General features: G+C 36.5%; 13 protein-coding genes and 3 pseudogenes. 6 read left to right on the top strand and 10 right to left on the bottom strand.

Annotated elements, in window-relative coordinates; genetic code table 11:
• The first annotated feature begins 6 nt into the window (after positions 1 to 6).
• Positions 7 to 2,115 (top strand): peptidase domain-containing ABC transporter, encoded by a 2,109-nt coding sequence (locus MSG95_RS09020; protein ID WP_123785505.1) that lies wholly within the window; start codon positions 7 to 9, stop codon positions 2,113 to 2,115.
• A gap of 44 nt (positions 2,116 to 2,159) precedes the next feature.
• Here the strand turns inward: MSG95_RS09020 and MSG95_RS18925 are convergent.
• Positions 2,160 to 3,259 (bottom strand): annotated as a pseudogene (locus MSG95_RS18925) (IS3 family transposase).
• A 526-nt stretch (positions 3,260 to 3,785) separates the two neighbouring features.
• On the opposite strand from MSG95_RS18925, the gene MSG95_RS09015 reads away from it, so the two are divergent.
• The 5 genes from MSG95_RS09015 (at position 3,786) to MSG95_RS08995 (ending at position 7,894) form a co-directional block, all read left to right on the top strand.
• Positions 3,786 to 3,992 carry a hypothetical protein gene (locus MSG95_RS09015; protein WP_005066667.1) on the top strand — a complete coding sequence of 69 codons (207 nt, stop codon included), beginning with the start codon at positions 3,786 to 3,788 and terminating at the stop codon, positions 3,990 to 3,992.
• Positions 3,993 to 4,069: 77 nt separating this feature from the next.
• Positions 4,070 to 4,741, top strand: a complete 672-nt coding sequence (locus MSG95_RS09010) for a hypothetical protein (protein ID WP_227591713.1) — start codon at positions 4,070 to 4,072, stop codon at positions 4,739 to 4,741.
• A complete protein-coding gene (locus MSG95_RS09005; protein ID WP_324645024.1) occupies positions 4,731 to 5,441 on the top strand; it encodes a hypothetical protein in 711 nt (236 codons plus the stop codon). The genes MSG95_RS09010 and MSG95_RS09005 overlap by 11 nt, the downstream gene beginning before the upstream one ends.
• 6 nt (positions 5,442 to 5,447) lie before the next feature.
• Positions 5,448 to 7,412, top strand: coding sequence for a carbamoyltransferase C-terminal domain-containing protein (locus tag MSG95_RS09000; RefSeq protein WP_002123852.1), 1,965 nt, complete (start codon positions 5,448 to 5,450; stop codon positions 7,410 to 7,412).
• Positions 7,409 to 7,894, top strand: a complete 486-nt coding sequence (locus tag MSG95_RS08995; RefSeq protein WP_001061528.1) for a GNAT family N-acetyltransferase — start codon at positions 7,409 to 7,411, stop codon at positions 7,892 to 7,894. Before MSG95_RS09000 ends, MSG95_RS08995 begins: the two co-directional genes overlap by 4 nt.
• 83 nt (positions 7,895 to 7,977) lie before the next feature.
• On the opposite strand, the pseudogene MSG95_RS08990 reads toward MSG95_RS08995, so the two are convergent.
• From MSG95_RS08990 to hutC, 9 genes and pseudogenes are all read right to left on the bottom strand, one after another.
• A pseudogene (locus tag MSG95_RS08990) lies at positions 7,978 to 8,763 on the bottom strand (IS3 family transposase); the annotation flags it as partial.
• A gap of 52 nt (positions 8,764 to 8,815) precedes the next feature.
• Positions 8,816 to 9,345, bottom strand: a pseudogene (locus MSG95_RS08985) (glutamate racemase); the annotation flags it as partial.
• A gap of 95 nt (positions 9,346 to 9,440) precedes the next feature.
• Positions 9,441 to 10,361, bottom strand: a complete 921-nt coding sequence (gene hutG / locus MSG95_RS08980; RefSeq protein WP_001016876.1) for a formimidoylglutamase — start codon at positions 10,359 to 10,361, stop codon at positions 9,441 to 9,443.
• Between the two features lie 10 nt (positions 10,362 to 10,371).
• Positions 10,372 to 11,577, bottom strand: coding sequence for an imidazolonepropionase (gene hutI, locus MSG95_RS08975; RefSeq protein ID WP_000737801.1), 1,206 nt, complete (start codon positions 11,575 to 11,577; stop codon positions 10,372 to 10,374).
• A 51-nt stretch (positions 11,578 to 11,628) separates the two neighbouring features.
• Positions 11,629 to 13,041, bottom strand: coding sequence for an amino acid permease (locus tag MSG95_RS08970; protein ID WP_000081460.1), 1,413 nt, complete (start codon positions 13,039 to 13,041; stop codon positions 11,629 to 11,631).
• A 64-nt stretch (positions 13,042 to 13,105) separates the two neighbouring features.
• Positions 13,106 to 14,644: a histidine ammonia-lyase gene (gene hutH / locus MSG95_RS08965; protein ID WP_004833497.1), complete on the bottom strand. Its 1,539-nt coding sequence runs from the start codon at positions 14,642 to 14,644 to the stop codon at positions 13,106 to 13,108.
• Positions 14,645 to 14,732: 88 nt separating this feature from the next.
• Positions 14,733 to 16,409, bottom strand: coding sequence for a urocanate hydratase (gene hutU, locus MSG95_RS08960; RefSeq protein WP_077165329.1), 1,677 nt, complete (start codon positions 16,407 to 16,409; stop codon positions 14,733 to 14,735).
• Positions 16,410 to 16,660: 251 nt separating this feature from the next.
• Entirely contained in the window at positions 16,661 to 17,236 is a 576-nt protein-coding gene (locus MSG95_RS08955) for a HutD family protein (protein ID WP_032067953.1), read from the bottom strand.
• Positions 17,233 to 17,985 carry a histidine utilization repressor gene (hutC, locus tag MSG95_RS08950; protein WP_032067955.1) on the bottom strand — a complete coding sequence of 251 codons (753 nt, stop codon included), beginning with the start codon at positions 17,983 to 17,985 and terminating at the stop codon, positions 17,233 to 17,235. Before hutC ends, MSG95_RS08955 begins: the two co-directional genes overlap by 4 nt.
• Positions 17,986 to 18,333 lie beyond the last annotated feature (348 nt).

Genomic DNA, 18,333 nt, shown 5'->3' with positions numbered 1-18,333 from the left:
GATTAAATGTTAAATTTTAGTTTGAAGAGAAAAGTTCCTGTTATTCTACAACATGAATCGGCTGAATGTGGTTTAGCATGCTTAGCAATGATTGTAAATTACTATGGTAACAGCATCTCAATAATCACATTAAGAAACAAATATAAAATATCATTACAAGGCACTTCACTGAATATGCTGATGATAATTTCTGATGATTTGCAACTTCAAACAAGACCAATAAAAATTGATATAGAAAATTTAGAAAACATTAATTTACCGTGTATTTTACACTGGGAGTTCAATCATTTTGTTATTTTAACTAAAATAAATCATAATAACTATATAATTCATGATCCTGCAATAGGTGTTAGAAAAATTAATTCAGAAGATTTTTCAAAAAGTTTTACAGGTATAGCTTTAGAGATATGGCCAAAACCAAACTTTAACTCCCAAAATAATGAATATAAGATTAAAAAATCAAACTTTAATAATTTTTTTAATGAAATAATAGGGATTAAATCAGTCTTAGTACAAATTTTCTTTATTTCATTGAGTCTAGAACTAGTTATCTTACTAAATCCACAATTATTACAATGGATTATCGATCAAATTATTCCTACTCAGAATGAAAGTTCACTGTCAATATTAGCATTAAGTTTCGTTTTTATTTTAGCATTTCAAGTAATATTGGATTTAGCAAGAGAAAATCTTAATATTTTCATGAAATTCAATATTAGTCTAAAATGGCAGGCCAATATTGTTTCAAAGATACTAGATTTACCAGTTGATTTTTTTGAAAAAAGATCAATTGGCGATATTGCTTCGAAATTTGGATCAATCAACACCATATTGAATACTATAACATCAAGCTTTATGACAGCCATATTTGATGGAATTATGTCAATTTTAATACTTAGCTTACTATTATTTTACTCACCACTATTAACTAGTATAGTTTTTATTTTCACGATCCTCTATTTAGTAATTAAAATAGTGTTTTATTATCCACAAAAATACAAAAATGAAGAACGCATTATACATACTGCAAAACAGAACTCTCATTTTCTTGAATCTATCCGTGGGGTAAAAACTATTAAGACTTTTAATGCTCAAATTGAAAGAAAATCTATATGGTTTTCCCTACTTACTAACCAAATTAACTCTGAAATACAAGTAGAAAAAATAAACATAATGACTAAAGAATTTAGAATTTTTCTTTTTGGACTAGAAAACATTGTAATTATATACTTAGCCACATTGCTAGTATTAAAAAATGAATTGAGTGTAGGTTCTCTTGTTGCATTCGTCGTTTACAAAACACTTTTTACAAATAGAATTACTGCTTTAATTGATAAGTTATCAGAAATCGGTACAATAAAATTACATCACGATAGATTAAGAGATATTTCCCTTACTGAACCCGAAATCATTTATCCTCAAGAATTTATGGAAATAAATTCAAATAAGTTATCAATTAAAGTTAAAAATATTTCATTTAGTTATTCTAATTATGAAAAAAGCATTCTAAATAATATTACATTCGAAATACCATATGGTCAATCAGTTGCCATAACTGGTGCCTCTGGCAGTGGGAAATCAACTTTATTGAACATTTTGCTTGGTATTCTAGCTCCTACAACAGGTGATGTATTTTATGGCGAGCATAAAATCAAAGAATTAGGTTTGTATAATATAAGATCACTGGTTGGTACGGTATTACAAGAAGATGTTCTCTTTTCAGGATCCATAGCAGACAATATATCTTTTTTTGATGCCAGCTCAAATTTAGACTGGATTCAAGAGTGTGCAAAAATGGCAGCTATACATGAGGAGATAATCAATACAAGTATGGGTTATAATACACTTATAGGAGAGATGGGGACCGTATTATCTGGTGGGCAGAAGCAAAGGATCTTATTAGCTAGAGCTCTTTATAAAAGACCAAAGATTCTTTTTCTTGATGAGGCAACAAGTAATTTAGATATATATAAAGAGTTTGAGGTTAATAATCTTATCAAAAAGCTAAAAATTACTAGATTTATTATTGCTCACAGACAAGAAACTATAAATTCCGCTGATAGAGTCTTAATAATTGAAGATGGAATTTTACGTAGTGATATTATGAACTCATAAAGTTAAAATTGGACTATTCCCAGTATGCTTGACATGAAACAGCCTCATTTTGAAGTTGACTCAAAGGCTTCTGGACTCATCCCATCGAGATGCGAATGACACCTGATCCGATTGTAAAACATCTCGATATAATGAAACACATCCGCATGGGCCATTTTTCGTTTTTCATACCCTCTTTTTAATTCTTTCCTTCTTTAAGTTGCTAGAAAAGAGTCAGCAATAGCATTATCCCAACAGTTCCCTCTACAGCCCATGCTTGGGGCCAAGTTATGCTTCTGACAGAATTTCTGCCAGTCTCTGCTGTTGTATTTGAACCTTGGTCTAAGTGTATGGATCTGGGTTCATTGAGTCTGCGTCGCCATACCGCCATTAACAGTGCATCTAAAACGATATCCTTGGCAAGCGTAGATTTAATTCACCAATCGATGAATTTCCTTGAATATAAATCGAGAACCACAGTCAGATATGACCCACTTTGCTAGATGTGGATCTAGGATCACTCACCCACAAGGTATCAGGTGTGTTTACAACAAATTTTCAATTTAAACGAATAGGGGGCACAATCTGAGGACGACCACGACATGCTTTTATACTTCTTATATCCTGCCATTATTCCTCATGGTCGTCAGCACGCGAAGACTCACAACTTTCACCTAGCTCTTTAAAATATCTAGCGTGATATGACGATAACCGTAGATGTCATAACTGGCATCATAAGAAGAATGGATGAGCTGCAATAACCGCTTATTTTAATAGTTCTGCCTGATTCAAGTTCATGCAACTTGGCATAATAGAGAGCAAGAGCAATCTTAAGAACCCTACACATCGTTTTAATTTTAAATTGATGGCTGCATTCAAGGATAAACTGATACTTTACTCGGACATGCTTGCAAAGTATCTTGCGACCTTTTTTAAGATATTCCATTCCTCTTCAATCTGTTTAAGCTGACTTGTAAGGTACAGGATTTATTTCTTTACCTCGAGCAGTTCACTTTCATCAGAGTGGTTGCACCTTTAGCCATTTATAAATGCTATGCTTTTACATACCTAAACGTTCTACTACATCAGTGATAGAATATTCACATCCTGTAATCAATTTAGCGGCTTCATCTTTATATTTTGGGGTGTATCGTTGTCCAATCATAATATTTTCTTATGCAAAAAGAATAGATGATATTTATCTAGGAGAGTAATGACAGTCCAGATCAAGAATCAAGTAAGCCCTTCACCCAAGTTGTAACTTAGAATTAGTTAGAAAAGTGGAAATTTTTAAATATTTACGCAACAAGGTCATAAACTACTATAAATATTTAATCAAAATGCACTATTATGGTACCTTGCAACCGAATTAATAGTATATTGATTCTTAAATATTATTTAGTGAAATACATTTATAATTGCACCATTAAAACACCCCTCAAATATGTTAAATATTATATTTTTTTAAAATTATTTATCATCTAATAAAACACATTTTATAATTGCAACATTATGGTGCACTAAAATAATTATTGAATTAAATAGTGCTAAACTACTTAATTTTTAAGGCTTTATAAAATAATATACAATAAAATAACAATAAAATTAAAAACAATATTTTATATATTTTTAACTTATGATAAAAAATTAAGTGCCATATTTTTGGCATTATTATTTAAAGGAAATTTATTATGAAAAAAAATGCAATACATCAAGAAAATGCGTTAGATTCAATTAAAGAAAAACTAACTAATGAAGGTATTAATGGAGAGGCTGAATCTGCATTAAAGAAAATGCTAGTGTTAGCTAAGAAACGTGGAGAAACCCTATCTGAAGAAGAAGCCGTGTTAGTTTCAGGAGGAGCATACGCCAAGCCAATGTCTATACATCAAATGTAGAGAAAGATTCGACTATAAAAGCTATTAACAATAGCTTTTATAGTTTAATTAACATAAAAAAAGGGATGGTTTCTACTTTGAGTAATGAAGAGATATTTAAACATGCGTTGGCTGTAATTCCTGATTTACAGAGAGAAATATATATAAAATGGTATGATATTCCAGATTATTTAAGAGTTGCTATTCAAGTAATTAGACTAATGAATGAAGAAATTGGTCATTCAATAATTTCTAGAGGCCATCTTGATTTCTTAGACTCAAAACAGCTTAAATATTTAAGTGAAGAGGCGGAATTATTAAAAAAAAACTGTCTAACTGTTCCTAAAAAAGCACATAGATGGAATATTGCTAGTTCTGAGTCAAAAAAATTTTTTAATAGCAGTAGTTTTCAAAATTTTATCAAAACAATTTTCAAAGAAAATAAAATAAAATTTAATGGAAAGGTTAATAGTAATTATAATTTTTATAATGAAGGTGAATTAGCATATCCACATATAGATATTGAAGATTTCTGTATAAACATGATTATTATGCTAAAGCATAATTACAATATAAATGATTCATCAAAATTAATTTTATATCCAATGTTATCAGATCCTATAGAATTAAATTTAAAACCAGGTGACTATATAATATTTTGGGCAAAAACAACTGTACATGCAAGAACTACTTTAAAGAAAGGAGAGGAAGTATGCATTATGTCCTATGGCTTCCCATTAAAAAATTTGGAGATATTAAATGGTAATTGAAAGTTTTTCTGAATCAATTTTAAAAATTAAAGATAAACTTAACTCTAAGGAATTAGCCTTATTAAGAGGAAGTTTATCTATGGCTATCCAGGAAATATGTCCAAATGGAGTATTGCCAAAGAATAATGAAGAACTATCCTTATTCAAAGAGTATGCATATTTGATCTCAAGAATTCAAAATCATAATAAAATTTCTGAAACCGGGGTTAATTACTTTGGAAGACCTAGCTTCATGACTGATAAATTGCTAAATCAGCTTATTAATGAAGCAAAAAATGAAGTACGACCAAGAGCAATTAAACAAATTGGACATTATTTAGGATTAGGAGGAACGATTGCAGATAGAATTGCATTGTCAAATGAGCTAAATGAACTTGTCACTACTTATACTACGCAATCAACTCCAACAGGAATAGCAAGCTATTTATTTTATGAGAAAGTTGGAGATGGATTGGCTGCGCATGTAGATACAACAAGTTTCTCAATAAATGTAAATATAAATCTATGGCATGAAGCAGTGGAAAATAAAAATTCTTTCTTATATATTTTTGATATTAATGGAGAAAAAATGAGAAAATATTATTTCAAGCCTGGAGAAATAATGATTACTTATGGTGATTCCATAGTACATGGAAGATCACAACTATCTGTTAATGAGTCAATTGGAATTTTAACAATTGGATTTACTCCTAGAGGATAAATAATAATGGGACTATCATTAGGAATTCATTTAGGACATCATGCTTCATTAGCATTAGTTCAAGATGGTACGCTTATAGCAGCTACACAATTAGAACGAATAACCAGAATAAAAAACTTCGTTTGTCATGGTTTATCAAAGAGACTAGAAATAAAGAATTTTTTAGAATCTTTTGGATTTTCAATCGAACAAGTTGATATTATTGTGTCTTCTTTTCAGGGTACTGCAAGAGGAGGTGTAGGATTTCAGCATTCGGTTATAGAAGAGGATTTTGATGATTTTGATCCCTATTCAAATAATCATTACGTTATTTCACATCATTTAGCTCATGCTTATTGTGCTTCAAGTTATGCACCTAAAAAAGAAATTTGTGTATTAGTATCTGATTATGCTGGATCAGCTACTGAAGAATTAGAAGATTATGAAATGAAGTTTTCGGAATGGTATAATTCAATAATTGAATGTAAAAAACCAGTCAAACTTAAATCTGAAAATTTAAGTATTTATAAAATTAAATTAGGTGAATACTTTGATTTAAAATATAGAGAAAGCCAAATTCCTCACCCTAATAACTTTTCAATAATTCAAAGTGTTGGAGCCTTATATGAAAATGTTAGTAGATTAATTTTTAATAAAGAGGGGCAACATGGCTCCTTGATGGCCCTAGCAGCCTATAACAAACGTAAAGAATTAATAAAAATTTTTGAAGAAGAAGATGGAGAAATCATATATCATAATAATTGGCAACAGATGCTATATAAATTACCCTCAAATAATAATGATAAATTTACATTAACAGATGAAACTAAATTTTATTTGGCAGATAGTTGTCAAAATGCTGCAGAAAATATACTTTTACATTATGCAAAGAAAGCATCAGAATTAACAGGTTTAAAGGATATCGCATTAGCAGGCGGCTCTTTTCTTAATATTTTAGCTAATTCTAAAATCTATAACAGTAGTTTTTTCGATAGTGTTAGTTTACCAAGTGCGCCAAATGATGCTGGAATATCAATTGGTTGTGCATTTTGGGGTGCAGTTAAACTTAAAGATCAAGTTAACAAAGTTACAACGGATAGGCTTGGCATCAAATATGAACTAGATATAGATATTTTAAATAAAGAGCATAAAAATTTCATTTCATTCAAAAAAACGAATACCCATGAAGTAGCAAAATTAATATTCGATGGGAAAATATTTGCTCGTTGTTCAGGTCGCTCAGAGTTTGGCCCAAGAGCACTTGGTGGACGAAGTATATTGGCCTCTCCACTATTGGATAGTACAAAAAACAAATTAAACAAAATAAAGAAGAGACAGTCATGGAGACCAGTTGCACCTATTATTCTAAAAGAAGAAATAGGAAATATCTTTCACGGTCCCTTAAATAGCTCTTGGATGACGTTCTCATATAATATATCTGATAGTAATCTAAGAAAAATGCCAGCTTTAGAACATCCAGATAATACGACAAGATGCCAAACGCTAGATTATGAAGATGATCCTTGGTTATATGATTTAATAACAAAATTTAAAGAAATGACAGGTTTAGGCGTATTAGTTAACACATCTTTCAATGGTCCAGATGAGCCTATTATAGAAAATTATAATCAAGCAATAGATTGGTATCTAAAAAAAATTGATGTTGATTATTTATTAATAGATAACTACTTAGTCGAAAGAAACAATTATTTCATCGAAGCAATAAGGGATAATAAATATAGAATTAATAATAATATTTTTATACTTAGAAAATTTAATGATGGATCTCACAATTTAAATGATGATCTCATTCTAAGCTTAAATGATATTTCTTTAATAATTAAAGAAGAGCCTCTAAAAAGATTATTTTTGTTTAATCAAACATTAAATTTTAATGACAAATTATTAGATAATAAAAATTCAAATCTTCATTTTGAATTATACAATCTATTAATATATAAATTTTTTTTAATAAATGAGGTTTTATCATGAATAATTTAAATGTATTTTTATTGAGTATTAGTGATGCAGAAAATACTTTTAATTACCTGCAGGATGATGAATTATATTTGTATATTCCAGATGTTAAGTATGAGAATATACAACAATTGAGAAATAGGTATCAATCTTTAATAGATGGATCTCATAATACGAACGAAGAGTGGATGAACTGGATAATATATAGTGACTTTCATAAAAAGTACCCAATTGGTACAATTCAAGCTACAGTATTAAAAGATGAAAAAAAAGCTTATGTAGGTTATGTAATTTATAAAAAATATTGGAACCAAGGTTATGGATATTCTGCTTTGCAATGGCTTGAAAATTTTTTAAAAGAAAAAGATAATGTGCAGTACCTAGAAGGTTATGTTGATCCTAGAAACATATTTTCTATAAAAATTCTCGAGAAATCAGGTTTTATAAAAACTCATGAAGAAGATAATGATTATGTTTATAGAAAACAAATAAAATAATTCGACAAAGTGCCTCTTTTACAAAAGCACTTTTCATTCATCGTATTGTGTGATGGCAAATTAGTGTCCTCATAGACCTTAAATTGGTCTATTCTATGGCTGCTTTGCCTCCTACAATACGACGGCTAAATAGATCCAGCATCACACATAAATACAACTAACCTTCTTTGATCCAAATGTATGTAATGTCTGTTGTCCATACCCGAACCCGATTCGTTTTTGTGGCTGTAAATTGGCGATCCAATAAATTGGGAGTTGTATGCAAACGATGATTTGAATCTGTCGTATGCTTATATTTGCATGAAATCTTACTGCATAACCCAAGATGCTTAAGCATTCTTCCTACCATACGTTCACTCATGCTGTAGCCCAGATCATGCATGTCATAAACCAATGATGGTGCGCCCAAACGAGCATGAGGTTGCTAATATACTGCTTTTAAATCCTTATATTTCTGAGCATTATCAACTCGTCGCTTGCGCCAAGCATAATAACCAGCAGCGCTGACAGCTAAACATCTACAGGCTGAAGAGATAGTGACTTTCTTGTTCATCGTTAAATCCGCAATTACCGTGTACTTTTCGAAGTTTGATCTGCGGTCAGAAAGTACACATGCGTTTTTTAGAATATCATTCGCTTCACTAAGCTGTTTGACTTCTTTTTCTAAATCCAGAATACGTTGTTGCTCTGGTGTTAGTTGTCGTTTGCTGGCGCCAGCCACTTTTATTTCACGTATCACGTACCCGTTTATCTAGCGTTTAATAACCCACACCCAACTTCCTAGCTATGGCAGCTAATGGTTCATGTGAATTTGCCAGCACATACTCTATCGCTTGTTGCTTAAATTCGGTGCTAAAGCGTTTCGCCATTTCTTATATCTCCATAGTTAGCTTTAGAGGGACTTTGTGTCCATTATTTTGCTAGGATCATATCAACCTTTCGTCCTAACAGAGAATCCAAAATATTTTTTAAATAGCTTTTAACTTCAGCAGTGTGTGCTTTAGTATTTTCAATTTTTTCGGCCAGGCCAATACAAGGCAGTAAAGACACTTTGATATCTTTTGCGTAAGTTTCAATTAAATTTTCTAAATTTTTTCCTTTAACGGTGGTTTCAGTTGCCAAAACGATAATATATTTACTTAAGGTTATTCCTACAGCTAGTTTGACCGCAGGTTATATAGCAGCAATAAGTGGAATACTAATTTTTCGCTCTAGTCGTTTCAATCGCTCCCGCAGTCATTATATTATAAGCAACAATAATCGTTTTGTACTTCCCGTTATTTATAATGATTTGAGATTAAGTAGGTATTTCTTGAAACAATCCAATCGCTATTTTTATCTCCATAGGGAATATATTTCGAGTCTGCAAAGGAAATAATATCTTCATTCGGAAGGGTCTGCCGAATGTGCTTAATAAATAGAGACAATCCTCCTAGACCAGAATCAATCATTCCTATCGGGCTATTCTTCTAGTTCATTATTTTTTACACTCTTTTAAGTCAGGCCTTAAGTAAAGACCTGACTCAAAAGTATATTCTTTAACTTATTAATTAAAGAAGTATTGATAAACAATATAGGCAGCCAGTTTTGCTGTTCTATTGTCTAAATCAAATTTTGGATTGCACTCGGCAATATCTAAAAGTTTGATTTTACCAGTCTCTTGAATATGCTTAAAAATTGCTTCAAAAGTGGCTAAATCAATTCCTTTTACGGCTGGCGCACTGACCCCCGGTGCAACCGCAGCCGCGAATACATCTAAATCAATCGTAACGTACAAACAGTCTACTTTTGCAATAAAAGCATCTACCGCTGCAAGCACGTTGTTTAGGTTAAAAATATTAACCTCATGATCGCGTAAATATGAACAATTTAACGCATCGGCCGTATCAAACAAAACTTTAGTATTGGCATGGTTAGCAACCCCAATACATAAGTAATTAAATTGTTTTTGATGCTGTTCTGAAAGCCTTGCTGCTTGTAAAAAAGGTGTTCCAGAGGTGGCATGCTCTGCTTCACGCAAATCAAAATGGGCATCAAAATTAATAATGCCTATTTTTTTATCTGGCGCGTGGGCTTGTACATATTGGAACAGACCACTAAAGCTACCAAATGCAACTTCATGTCCACCGCCCAGCACAATCGGCTTTAAACCATTTTGCAGGCTGTTTGCGACTTGTTCTGCTAACTCGTTTTGTGCTTGCTCTAAATTCTCATATTCGCAAGTCACTGTACCCAAATCGACCAGACTCACTGGGCGATGAATCGGTAAGTTGGCCAGTTGTGTACGAATCGCATCTGGCGCATCGGCAGCACCAACTCGGCCTTTGTTACGTTTCACGCCTTCATCAGAGCTAAAGCCAATCAGGGCAAACTCGGCATGTTGAGTTTTATTCATAATATGGTGAATACGTTGATGTGCTTCACCATCGCCATCATGACGGCCTTGCCATTTAAATGTGTGATTCATGTGACACCGTTTAAAAAATAACTTCTTGTCCATGCTGAACGACTCGCTTAGGCAAATCGCCGCCCAGCCAGTAAACAATTTCAGATGGATGCTCAATATCCCAAGCCACAAAGTCAGCGACTTTACCCTGCTCTAAACTGCCGTGTGTTTGCTCTAAACCGAGCGCTTGGGCAGCATGAATGGTGACACCCGCTAATGCTTGCTCTGGCGTTAAACGGAAGAGCGTACAGCCCATATTCAGCATTAAACGTACAGAAAGTGCAGGAGATGTACCCGGATTTAAATCACTCGACAACGCAATACGCACGCCATGCTTAATAAGGCTTTCAATCGGTGGGTATTGTGTTTCACGTAATAGGTAAAAGGCACCCGGCAATAACACAGCAACCGTACCCGACTCTGCCATAGCTTTGACATCATCTTCGGTCATGTACTCTAAATGGTCAGCCGACAATGCATGATAATGTGCTGCCAAGCTTGAACCGCCTAGCGATGAAAGCTGTTCAGCATGAAGCTTAACGGGTAGACCCAATGATTGTGCCGTTTTAAAAACACGTTCAACCTGAGCGGGTGAAAATGCCAAATGCTCGCAGAACGCATCTACTGCATCGACCAAACCTTCAGCATGTAGTTTAGGCAGCATTTCTGTACAGATATGCTCAATATAAGCATCGCTTTGATCTTTGTATTCTGGCGGTAAAGCATGAGCAGCCAAACACGTGCTTTTGACTGTCATTGGTAAAGCTTCACCAATTTGACGGATCACGCGCAACATCTTGCGTTCATTTTCATAATTGAGTCCGTAACCAGACTTAATTTCGATGGTGGTTACACCGTCTTGCTGCATGCAGCGAATACGCTTAAGGGCTGATTTCAGTAATTGTTCTTCGCTGGCTTCTCGGGTTGCGCGTACTGTACTTGCAATACCGCCACCGCTTGCAGCAATTTCAGCATAACTTACGCCTTGTAAGCGCTTTTCAAACTCAACGCTACGGTTGCCACCAAAAACACTATGCGTATGACAGTCGATGAAACCTGGGGTCACCCAAGCACCATTTAAGTCAACTGTTTCGGAATAAGTATCGATAGGAAGTTGTTGTTGTTTTCCAATCCAATGGATGAGATGCCCTTCGGTAACAATTGCAGCATCTTCGATATAAGAATATTGCCCATTTTGCATGGTCGCAATATGGCAGTTCTGCCAAAGTTTTTTCATTAGCCTATCCTCGAAACTGCCCAACAGTAAAACCATTGGGCAGTTGATTTGTTAGCTTTCCATTTCTATGTTTTGCTGGACAGGCTCACTTTCCTTTCCCAAGTTTTGCTCCGGCTTTACCCAAATGCGATACGCAATGGTTAACAGAGCAAGCCATGCCGCACCTACATAAATTGCAGGACGCGAGTCTGGGAAGTAGCCCATCATCACTAAAATGAACACCATAAACCCGATTGCAAAAGCAGGTGCATATGGCCATCCGAATACAGGGAAATCCAGTGCCTTAATTTCAGCAGTAGATAATTTACGGCGCATCGCCACTTGCGAAAGCAAGATCATGAGCCATACCCAAACAGTTGCAAACGTTGCAATTGATGCAATGATGACAAATACATTTTCAGGAATCAGGTAGTTCAGTACCACACCAATTAACAGCACGCCAGCCATAACCACAACAGTCATCCAAGGCACACCATTACGTGAAAGTTTCTTGAACACTTGCGGTGCTTGACCACGATTTGCCATACCGTACAACATACGGCCTGCACCAAATACATCACTGTTAATTGCTGAAATTGCAGCAGTTACCACCACAACGTTTAAAATATTTGCAGCAGATTTAATGCCTAAGTTTTCAAAAATTTGTACAAACGGGCTACCTTGGCTACCAATCTGGTTCCATGGGAAAATCGACATAAGTACAAAAATAGTGAGTACATAGAACAGTAAAATACGGACTGGAACAGCATTAATTGCTTTTGGTAAGGTGGTTTTTGGGTCTTGTGACTCACCTGCCGTTAAACCAATAATTTCGATACCACCAAAGGCAAACACAACTACAGATAAACATGCCACTAAACCTGCAATACCATGCGGCATGAAACCATCATAAATCCATAGGTTTTGAAGCCCCGGTACAACATTGCTGTGATCAACATGGAAGCCATAAAACATAAGGCCTAAACCACCGATAATCATGGCAACAATGGCACTGACTTTGACGATTGAAAGCCAAAATTCGAGTTCACCAAAGACTTTTACATGAATCAGGTTAATTGCGCCTAGGAACATAATGAGAGACAAAATCCAGATCCACCGCGGTACATCGGGATACCAGAACCCCATATAAATCCCAAACGCAGTGACATCGGCAATTGCAACAATCACCATCTCAAAAACGTAAGTCCATCCTGTGGTAAAACCCGCCAATGGGCCAATGTACTGAGATGCATAGTGGCTGAATGAGCCAGAGACAGGGTTATGGACAGCCATTTCACCCAGTGCGCGCATAACGATATAAATTGCAATCCCTGCAACGATATACGCAAGTAATACTGAAGGCCCTGCCATTTTGATGGCGGTAGCCGAACCATAGAAAAGCCCAGTTCCAATTGCTGAGCCCAATGCCAAGAAACGAATATGGCGGGTGTTTAAACCCCGCTGTAGTGTGGAGTTTTGTGACATTTTAATCTCCAATCCTTGAGGAAATTTAGTTGGATTCGGCCACTCCATGTGACCGTTTTATCAATCACACTTCAGATAAACTAGGGAGCAGTTTTGGAATGAGTAACTTGTTTAGGCAACCACTCGCAAGCAATTCGCTAGCTTGTTCGATATCCGGAGCAAAGAAACGATCTTCGCTGTAGTAAGGAACTTGATCGCGCAAGATTTTACGAGCTTGTTCAAGTTTAGGCGAGCTTTTTAAACCTTCACGGAAGTCTAAACCCTGACAAGCGCCTAACCATTCAACAGCTAAAATGCCACGAACGTTGTCAGCCATGTACCAAAGACGCTTACCGGCATTCGGAGCCATCGATACGTGGTCTTCCTGATTGGCAGAAGTTGGTAAACTATCAACACTTGCAGGATGTGCTAATGCCTTATTATCGCTCGCAAGTGCAGCAGCTGTCACTTGTGCAATCATAAAGCCTGAGTTAACACCACCATTTGCAACCAAGAATGGTGGAAGCTGTGACATGTGGCGGTCCATCATCATCGAAATACGACGTTCTGACAGTGAGCCAATTTCAGCGATCGCCAATGCTAAATTATCTGCCGCCATTGCAACAGGTTCTGCATGGAAGTTACCACCAGAAATCACGTCACCTTGTTCAGCAAAAACGAGCGGGTTATCCGATACCGCATTTGCTTCAATTTCTAATACTTCAGCAGCCTGACGGATTTGCGTCAAACATGCACCCATCACCTGTGGTTGGCAACGTAAAGAGTACGGGTCTTGAACTTTGCTACAGTCTTCATGTGAATGTGCAATTTCACTTGAGTCTGTTAATAGGTCACGATAAGCCGCAGCTACATCAATTTGACCACGTTGGCCGCGTACTTCGTGAATACGCGCATCGAATGGGGCACGTGAACCCAACATTGCTTCAACACTTAAACCACCACAAACCGTTGCAGCAGCAAACAAGTCTTCAGCTTCAAACAAGCCACGTAATGCATAAGCAGTTGACACTTGTGTACCGTTTAAAAGTGCCAAACCTTCTTTAGCAGCTAAAGAAATTGGTTCTAAACCTGCAACTTTTAAAGCTTCAACTGCTGGTAACCATTCACCCTTATAACGCGCCTTACCTTCACCAAGTAACACTAAAGACATGTGTGCGAGTGGTGCCAAGTCACCTGAAGCACCTACTGAACCTTTTAGTGGAATGTGTGGGTAAACTTCGGCATTAATTAAAGCCAACAAAGCATCAATTACTTTACGACGAATACCAGAGAAACCACGCGCCAAGCTATTTGCTTTCAATAGAATAATTAAACGAACCATTGCATCATCAAGTGCTTCACCTACACCTGCTGCATGCGAAAGAACCAATGAACGTTGTAACTTTTCTAAATCTTCAGGAGCGATTTTGGTTGACGCGAGTAAGCCAAAGCCTGTGTTAATACCGTAAGCTGTACGCCCTTCATTTACAATTTTCTCAACGCAAGCCACACTTGCATTAATTGCAGATGAAGCACTTTCATCCAATTTCACTTTGATCGGGTTGAGGTACGCTTGACGTAAATCGGCTAAGGTCAGTTTTCCCGGTTGGATAAGTAATTCCATGTTGGCTTCCTAATTTTTTGCACTATATTCTGCTGAGACGGTGCTTTTCACAATTGCAAAAAGCACCGCCAGTTCTTCCGTGTATTTTTTATTGCGTGATCATTGGCAAGTGTAAGCCTTGCTCTTTCGCACAGTTAATCGCAATTTCATAACCTGCATCGGCATGACGCATAACACCTGTTGCAGGGTCATTGGTCAGTACGCGAGCAATACGTGCAGCAGCTTCATCTGTACCATCACACACAATCACAACGCCTGAGTGTTGAGAGAAGCCCATACCTACACCACCACCGTGATGTAAAGACACCCAAGTTGCGCCGCCTGCTGTATTTAACAACGCATTTAATAAAGGCCAGTCTGATACTGCGTCTGAGCCGTCTTGCATTGCTTCAGTTTCACGGTTTGGACTTGCAACCGAACCTGAGTCTAAGTGGTCACGACCAATCACAACTGGTGCAGACAATTCACCGCTACGAACCATTTCATTAAATGCCAAACCAAGTTTTGCACGTAAACCTAGACCAACCCAGCAAATACGCGCTGGTAAACCTTGGAAGCTAATGCGCTCACGAGCCATGTCTAACCAGTGATGTAAATGCTCATCATCAGGAATTAATTCTTTAACTTTAGCATCTGTTTTATAAATATCTTCTGGGTCACCAGAAAGTGCTGCCCAACGGAATGGACCAATACCACGGCAGAACAATGGACGGATGTAAGCAGGTACGAAGCCTGGGAAATCAAAAGCGTTTGCTACGCCTTCATCTTTCGCCATTTGACGGATGTTGTTGCCATAGTCAAAAGTTGGAACACCCCTTTTTTGGAAATCAAGCATCGCTTGTACGTGCTTCGCCATTGACTGTTTTGCAGCTTTTACCACAGCTTCCGGTTCAGTTTTCGCGCGTTCACGGTATTCGTCCCAAGTCCAACCTACTGGTAAGTAACCGTTGAGTGGATCGTGTGCACTTGTTTGGTCAGTCACCATGTCTGGACGTACACCGCGGCGAACAAGCTCAGGTAAAATTTCAGCAGCGTTACCATGAAGCGCAATTGAAATTGCTTTACCTTCTTTTGTATAGCGGTCAATACGCGCTAAAGCGTCGTCTAAATCAGTCGCTTGTTCGTCTACATAACGGGTACGTAAACGGAAATCGATACTTGCTTGTTGGCATTCGATGTTTAAAGAACATGCACCTGCAAGGGTTGCAGCTAGAGGCTGAGCACCACCCATACCACCTAAACCAGCAGTAAGCACCCAACGACCTTTTAAATCACCGTTGTAGTGTTGGCGGCCTGCTTCAACGAAAGTTTCATATGTACCTTGTACAATGCCTTGGCTACCAATGTAGATCCATGAACCTGCTGTCATTTGACCGTACATTGCGAGTGCTTTTGCATCTAACTCGTTGAAGTGTTCCCAGTTTGCCCAGTGTGGTACAAGGTTTGAGTTTGCAATTAAAACGCGTGGTGCATCTTTATGAGTTTTAAACACACCAACTGGTTTGCCTGATTGAACCAATAAAGTTTCGTCAGTTTCAAGATTTTTTAACGTATCTACAATTTTGTCGAAACATTCCCAGTTTCGTGCTGCACGACCAATACCGCCGTATACAACTAACTCTTTCGGGTTTTCTGCAACGTCCGGATCAAGATTATTCATCAACATACGTAATGGGGCTTCAGTTAACCAACTCTTAGCCGTTAATTCAGTGCCGCGTGGTGCACGAATTTCTACATCACGAAATTTTGTTGTCGTTGTTGTCACAGTCGGACTCCTTCCTTTGAGCTTACATCAGCAGAACATCACTTGTCTCTGCATTTGTATAGTAATGTATTAACTTGTATATACATCCATATACTACACAAATATTTTTCGGCGTGAAGAGGGTGACTCATATTTTTTTAAAAAAAATGAATAAGCTTATGAATTAAATTAATTTATTTTTATATTAGGCATAAAAAAAGCACATATTCTCTAACAAGACATGTGCTTTTTAAGTCGTAAATGATGTCTTTTTATCGTTGAATTAACTCAATGACATAGCAGCTTTTGAGTTGTTTTTTGGGAAAATTGACTAATGTCACGCCAGTATTTTTCTCAATTTTTAGCGTCTCGTGAACAGCAAGCTGAACGGAATGATCATCAACATTTACTTCCGTTTCAATTCCCTGATTAAAAATAAAAAACAGGTCAGCCGAGCTAATAAATGCCTGCTCCGCTGCATCATTCAACCACTGAAAACGGGCATGAAACTTTGCAGGATCATAAATTAAATTTAAATCTCGAATTGCACCGTCGACCAGTTCACTTTGAACCTGACTCTCACCATGGAAAGCAAAAATATCGCCTTGGTTCAGCGTTTTGGCAGGAAGGTTATCGACATGCAGTACCATGCCCTGTCCATCAAGTACGCTAATAATGCGCTGCTTATTGGGAAATAACGAAAACGGCCCAGAAGTGCTCACATCTGCCATCGAAATGCGCCAGTCAAAGTCGGCATCACCTTGGCTTCTGGCAATTTCTAAAGTGAAACCCGCACCGTTTTTCCAAAGCATTTTTGTATATTGATCGGCCCTGATCAATTCAATCATGGGTTAAATTTCCCTTCGAGATAATAGCGGCTGCCCGGGTAAATCAAACGCGCACTTGAAATCAACTGTTTGTTTGACCATGTGCGGCGACGGATCAGTAAACACGGCTCAGCTTTGGTGATCTTTAACCATTTACACTCTTGAGGAGATGCTAAAACCGCCTCGACAATGTGCTCACCTTCTGAGACAGGTGCTTTTGCCATGAGGTAAGCATTTGGGGTAATGGTTTTAAAATCTTGTTGTAGATAATCTGGAATGAGTGCTGCATCGACTAAACGATCTTCGACCTGAACAGGTACATCATTTTCATAATGCACAATAATCGAGTGAAATAATCTTTGCCCTTCGCGAGTCTGCATTAAGACGCTTTGCTCTGCATTTGCATAAATTTGTTCTAAGACTAAAACTTCAGCGTGGTGCTTATGGTTTCGTGCAATAATCTCATCGGCAATATTATTAATCTGAAAAAGTGCAGTTCGGCCTTGCCCTTCCGCAACGAAAGAACCAACGCCCTGAATTCGAACGAGTAAACCCTCAGTCGTTAACTCACGTAGCGCACGGTTTACCGTCATACGGCTACAGCCGAGTTGATTAACCAGTTCACTTTCCGAAGGAATTTTTTTATTTACAGCCCACGAACCTTCATAAATCTTTTGTGAAATCAGCTGTTTTACGCGTTGGTATAAAGGAACTGGACTATCAGCTTCAATCGAAAGCTCAGTATGTTCTTGTTTTGATGTTCTGGGCATAACTAATTACTCAAAAAAGGCAGCAGGCAAAACAGTATTTTAGTTGACATGCTATGTATATACAACCACATACAACATGTTAATTTATGAATTAAATAGATTTTAAAAAGTTTAAAAAGTTTAAAAAGTTTAAAAAAACATATCTCAATAAGAGCTAATTTAAAGTTTTATGTTGAAAAATTCAAATATATAAATGCTTTATAAATATTTATTTAATAATTGTTTCTGCTATGCCTTAGCTCAATTCAAAGAAGCAAAAAAGTAGTCTTTTTTGGTTTACGAAATGCTGCTTAAAATTTTTATTTAATATAACTGATCGATAGTATTCTTCTGTCACACAGTATATTA

The organism is Acinetobacter sp. IK23 (genome assembly GCF_035615275.1).
Taxonomy (GTDB): domain Bacteria; phylum Pseudomonadota; class Gammaproteobacteria; order Pseudomonadales; family Moraxellaceae; genus Acinetobacter; species Acinetobacter seifertii.
Note: the sequence above shows the minus strand (reverse complement) of the source record. Positions and strands in the feature narration are given on the sequence as shown.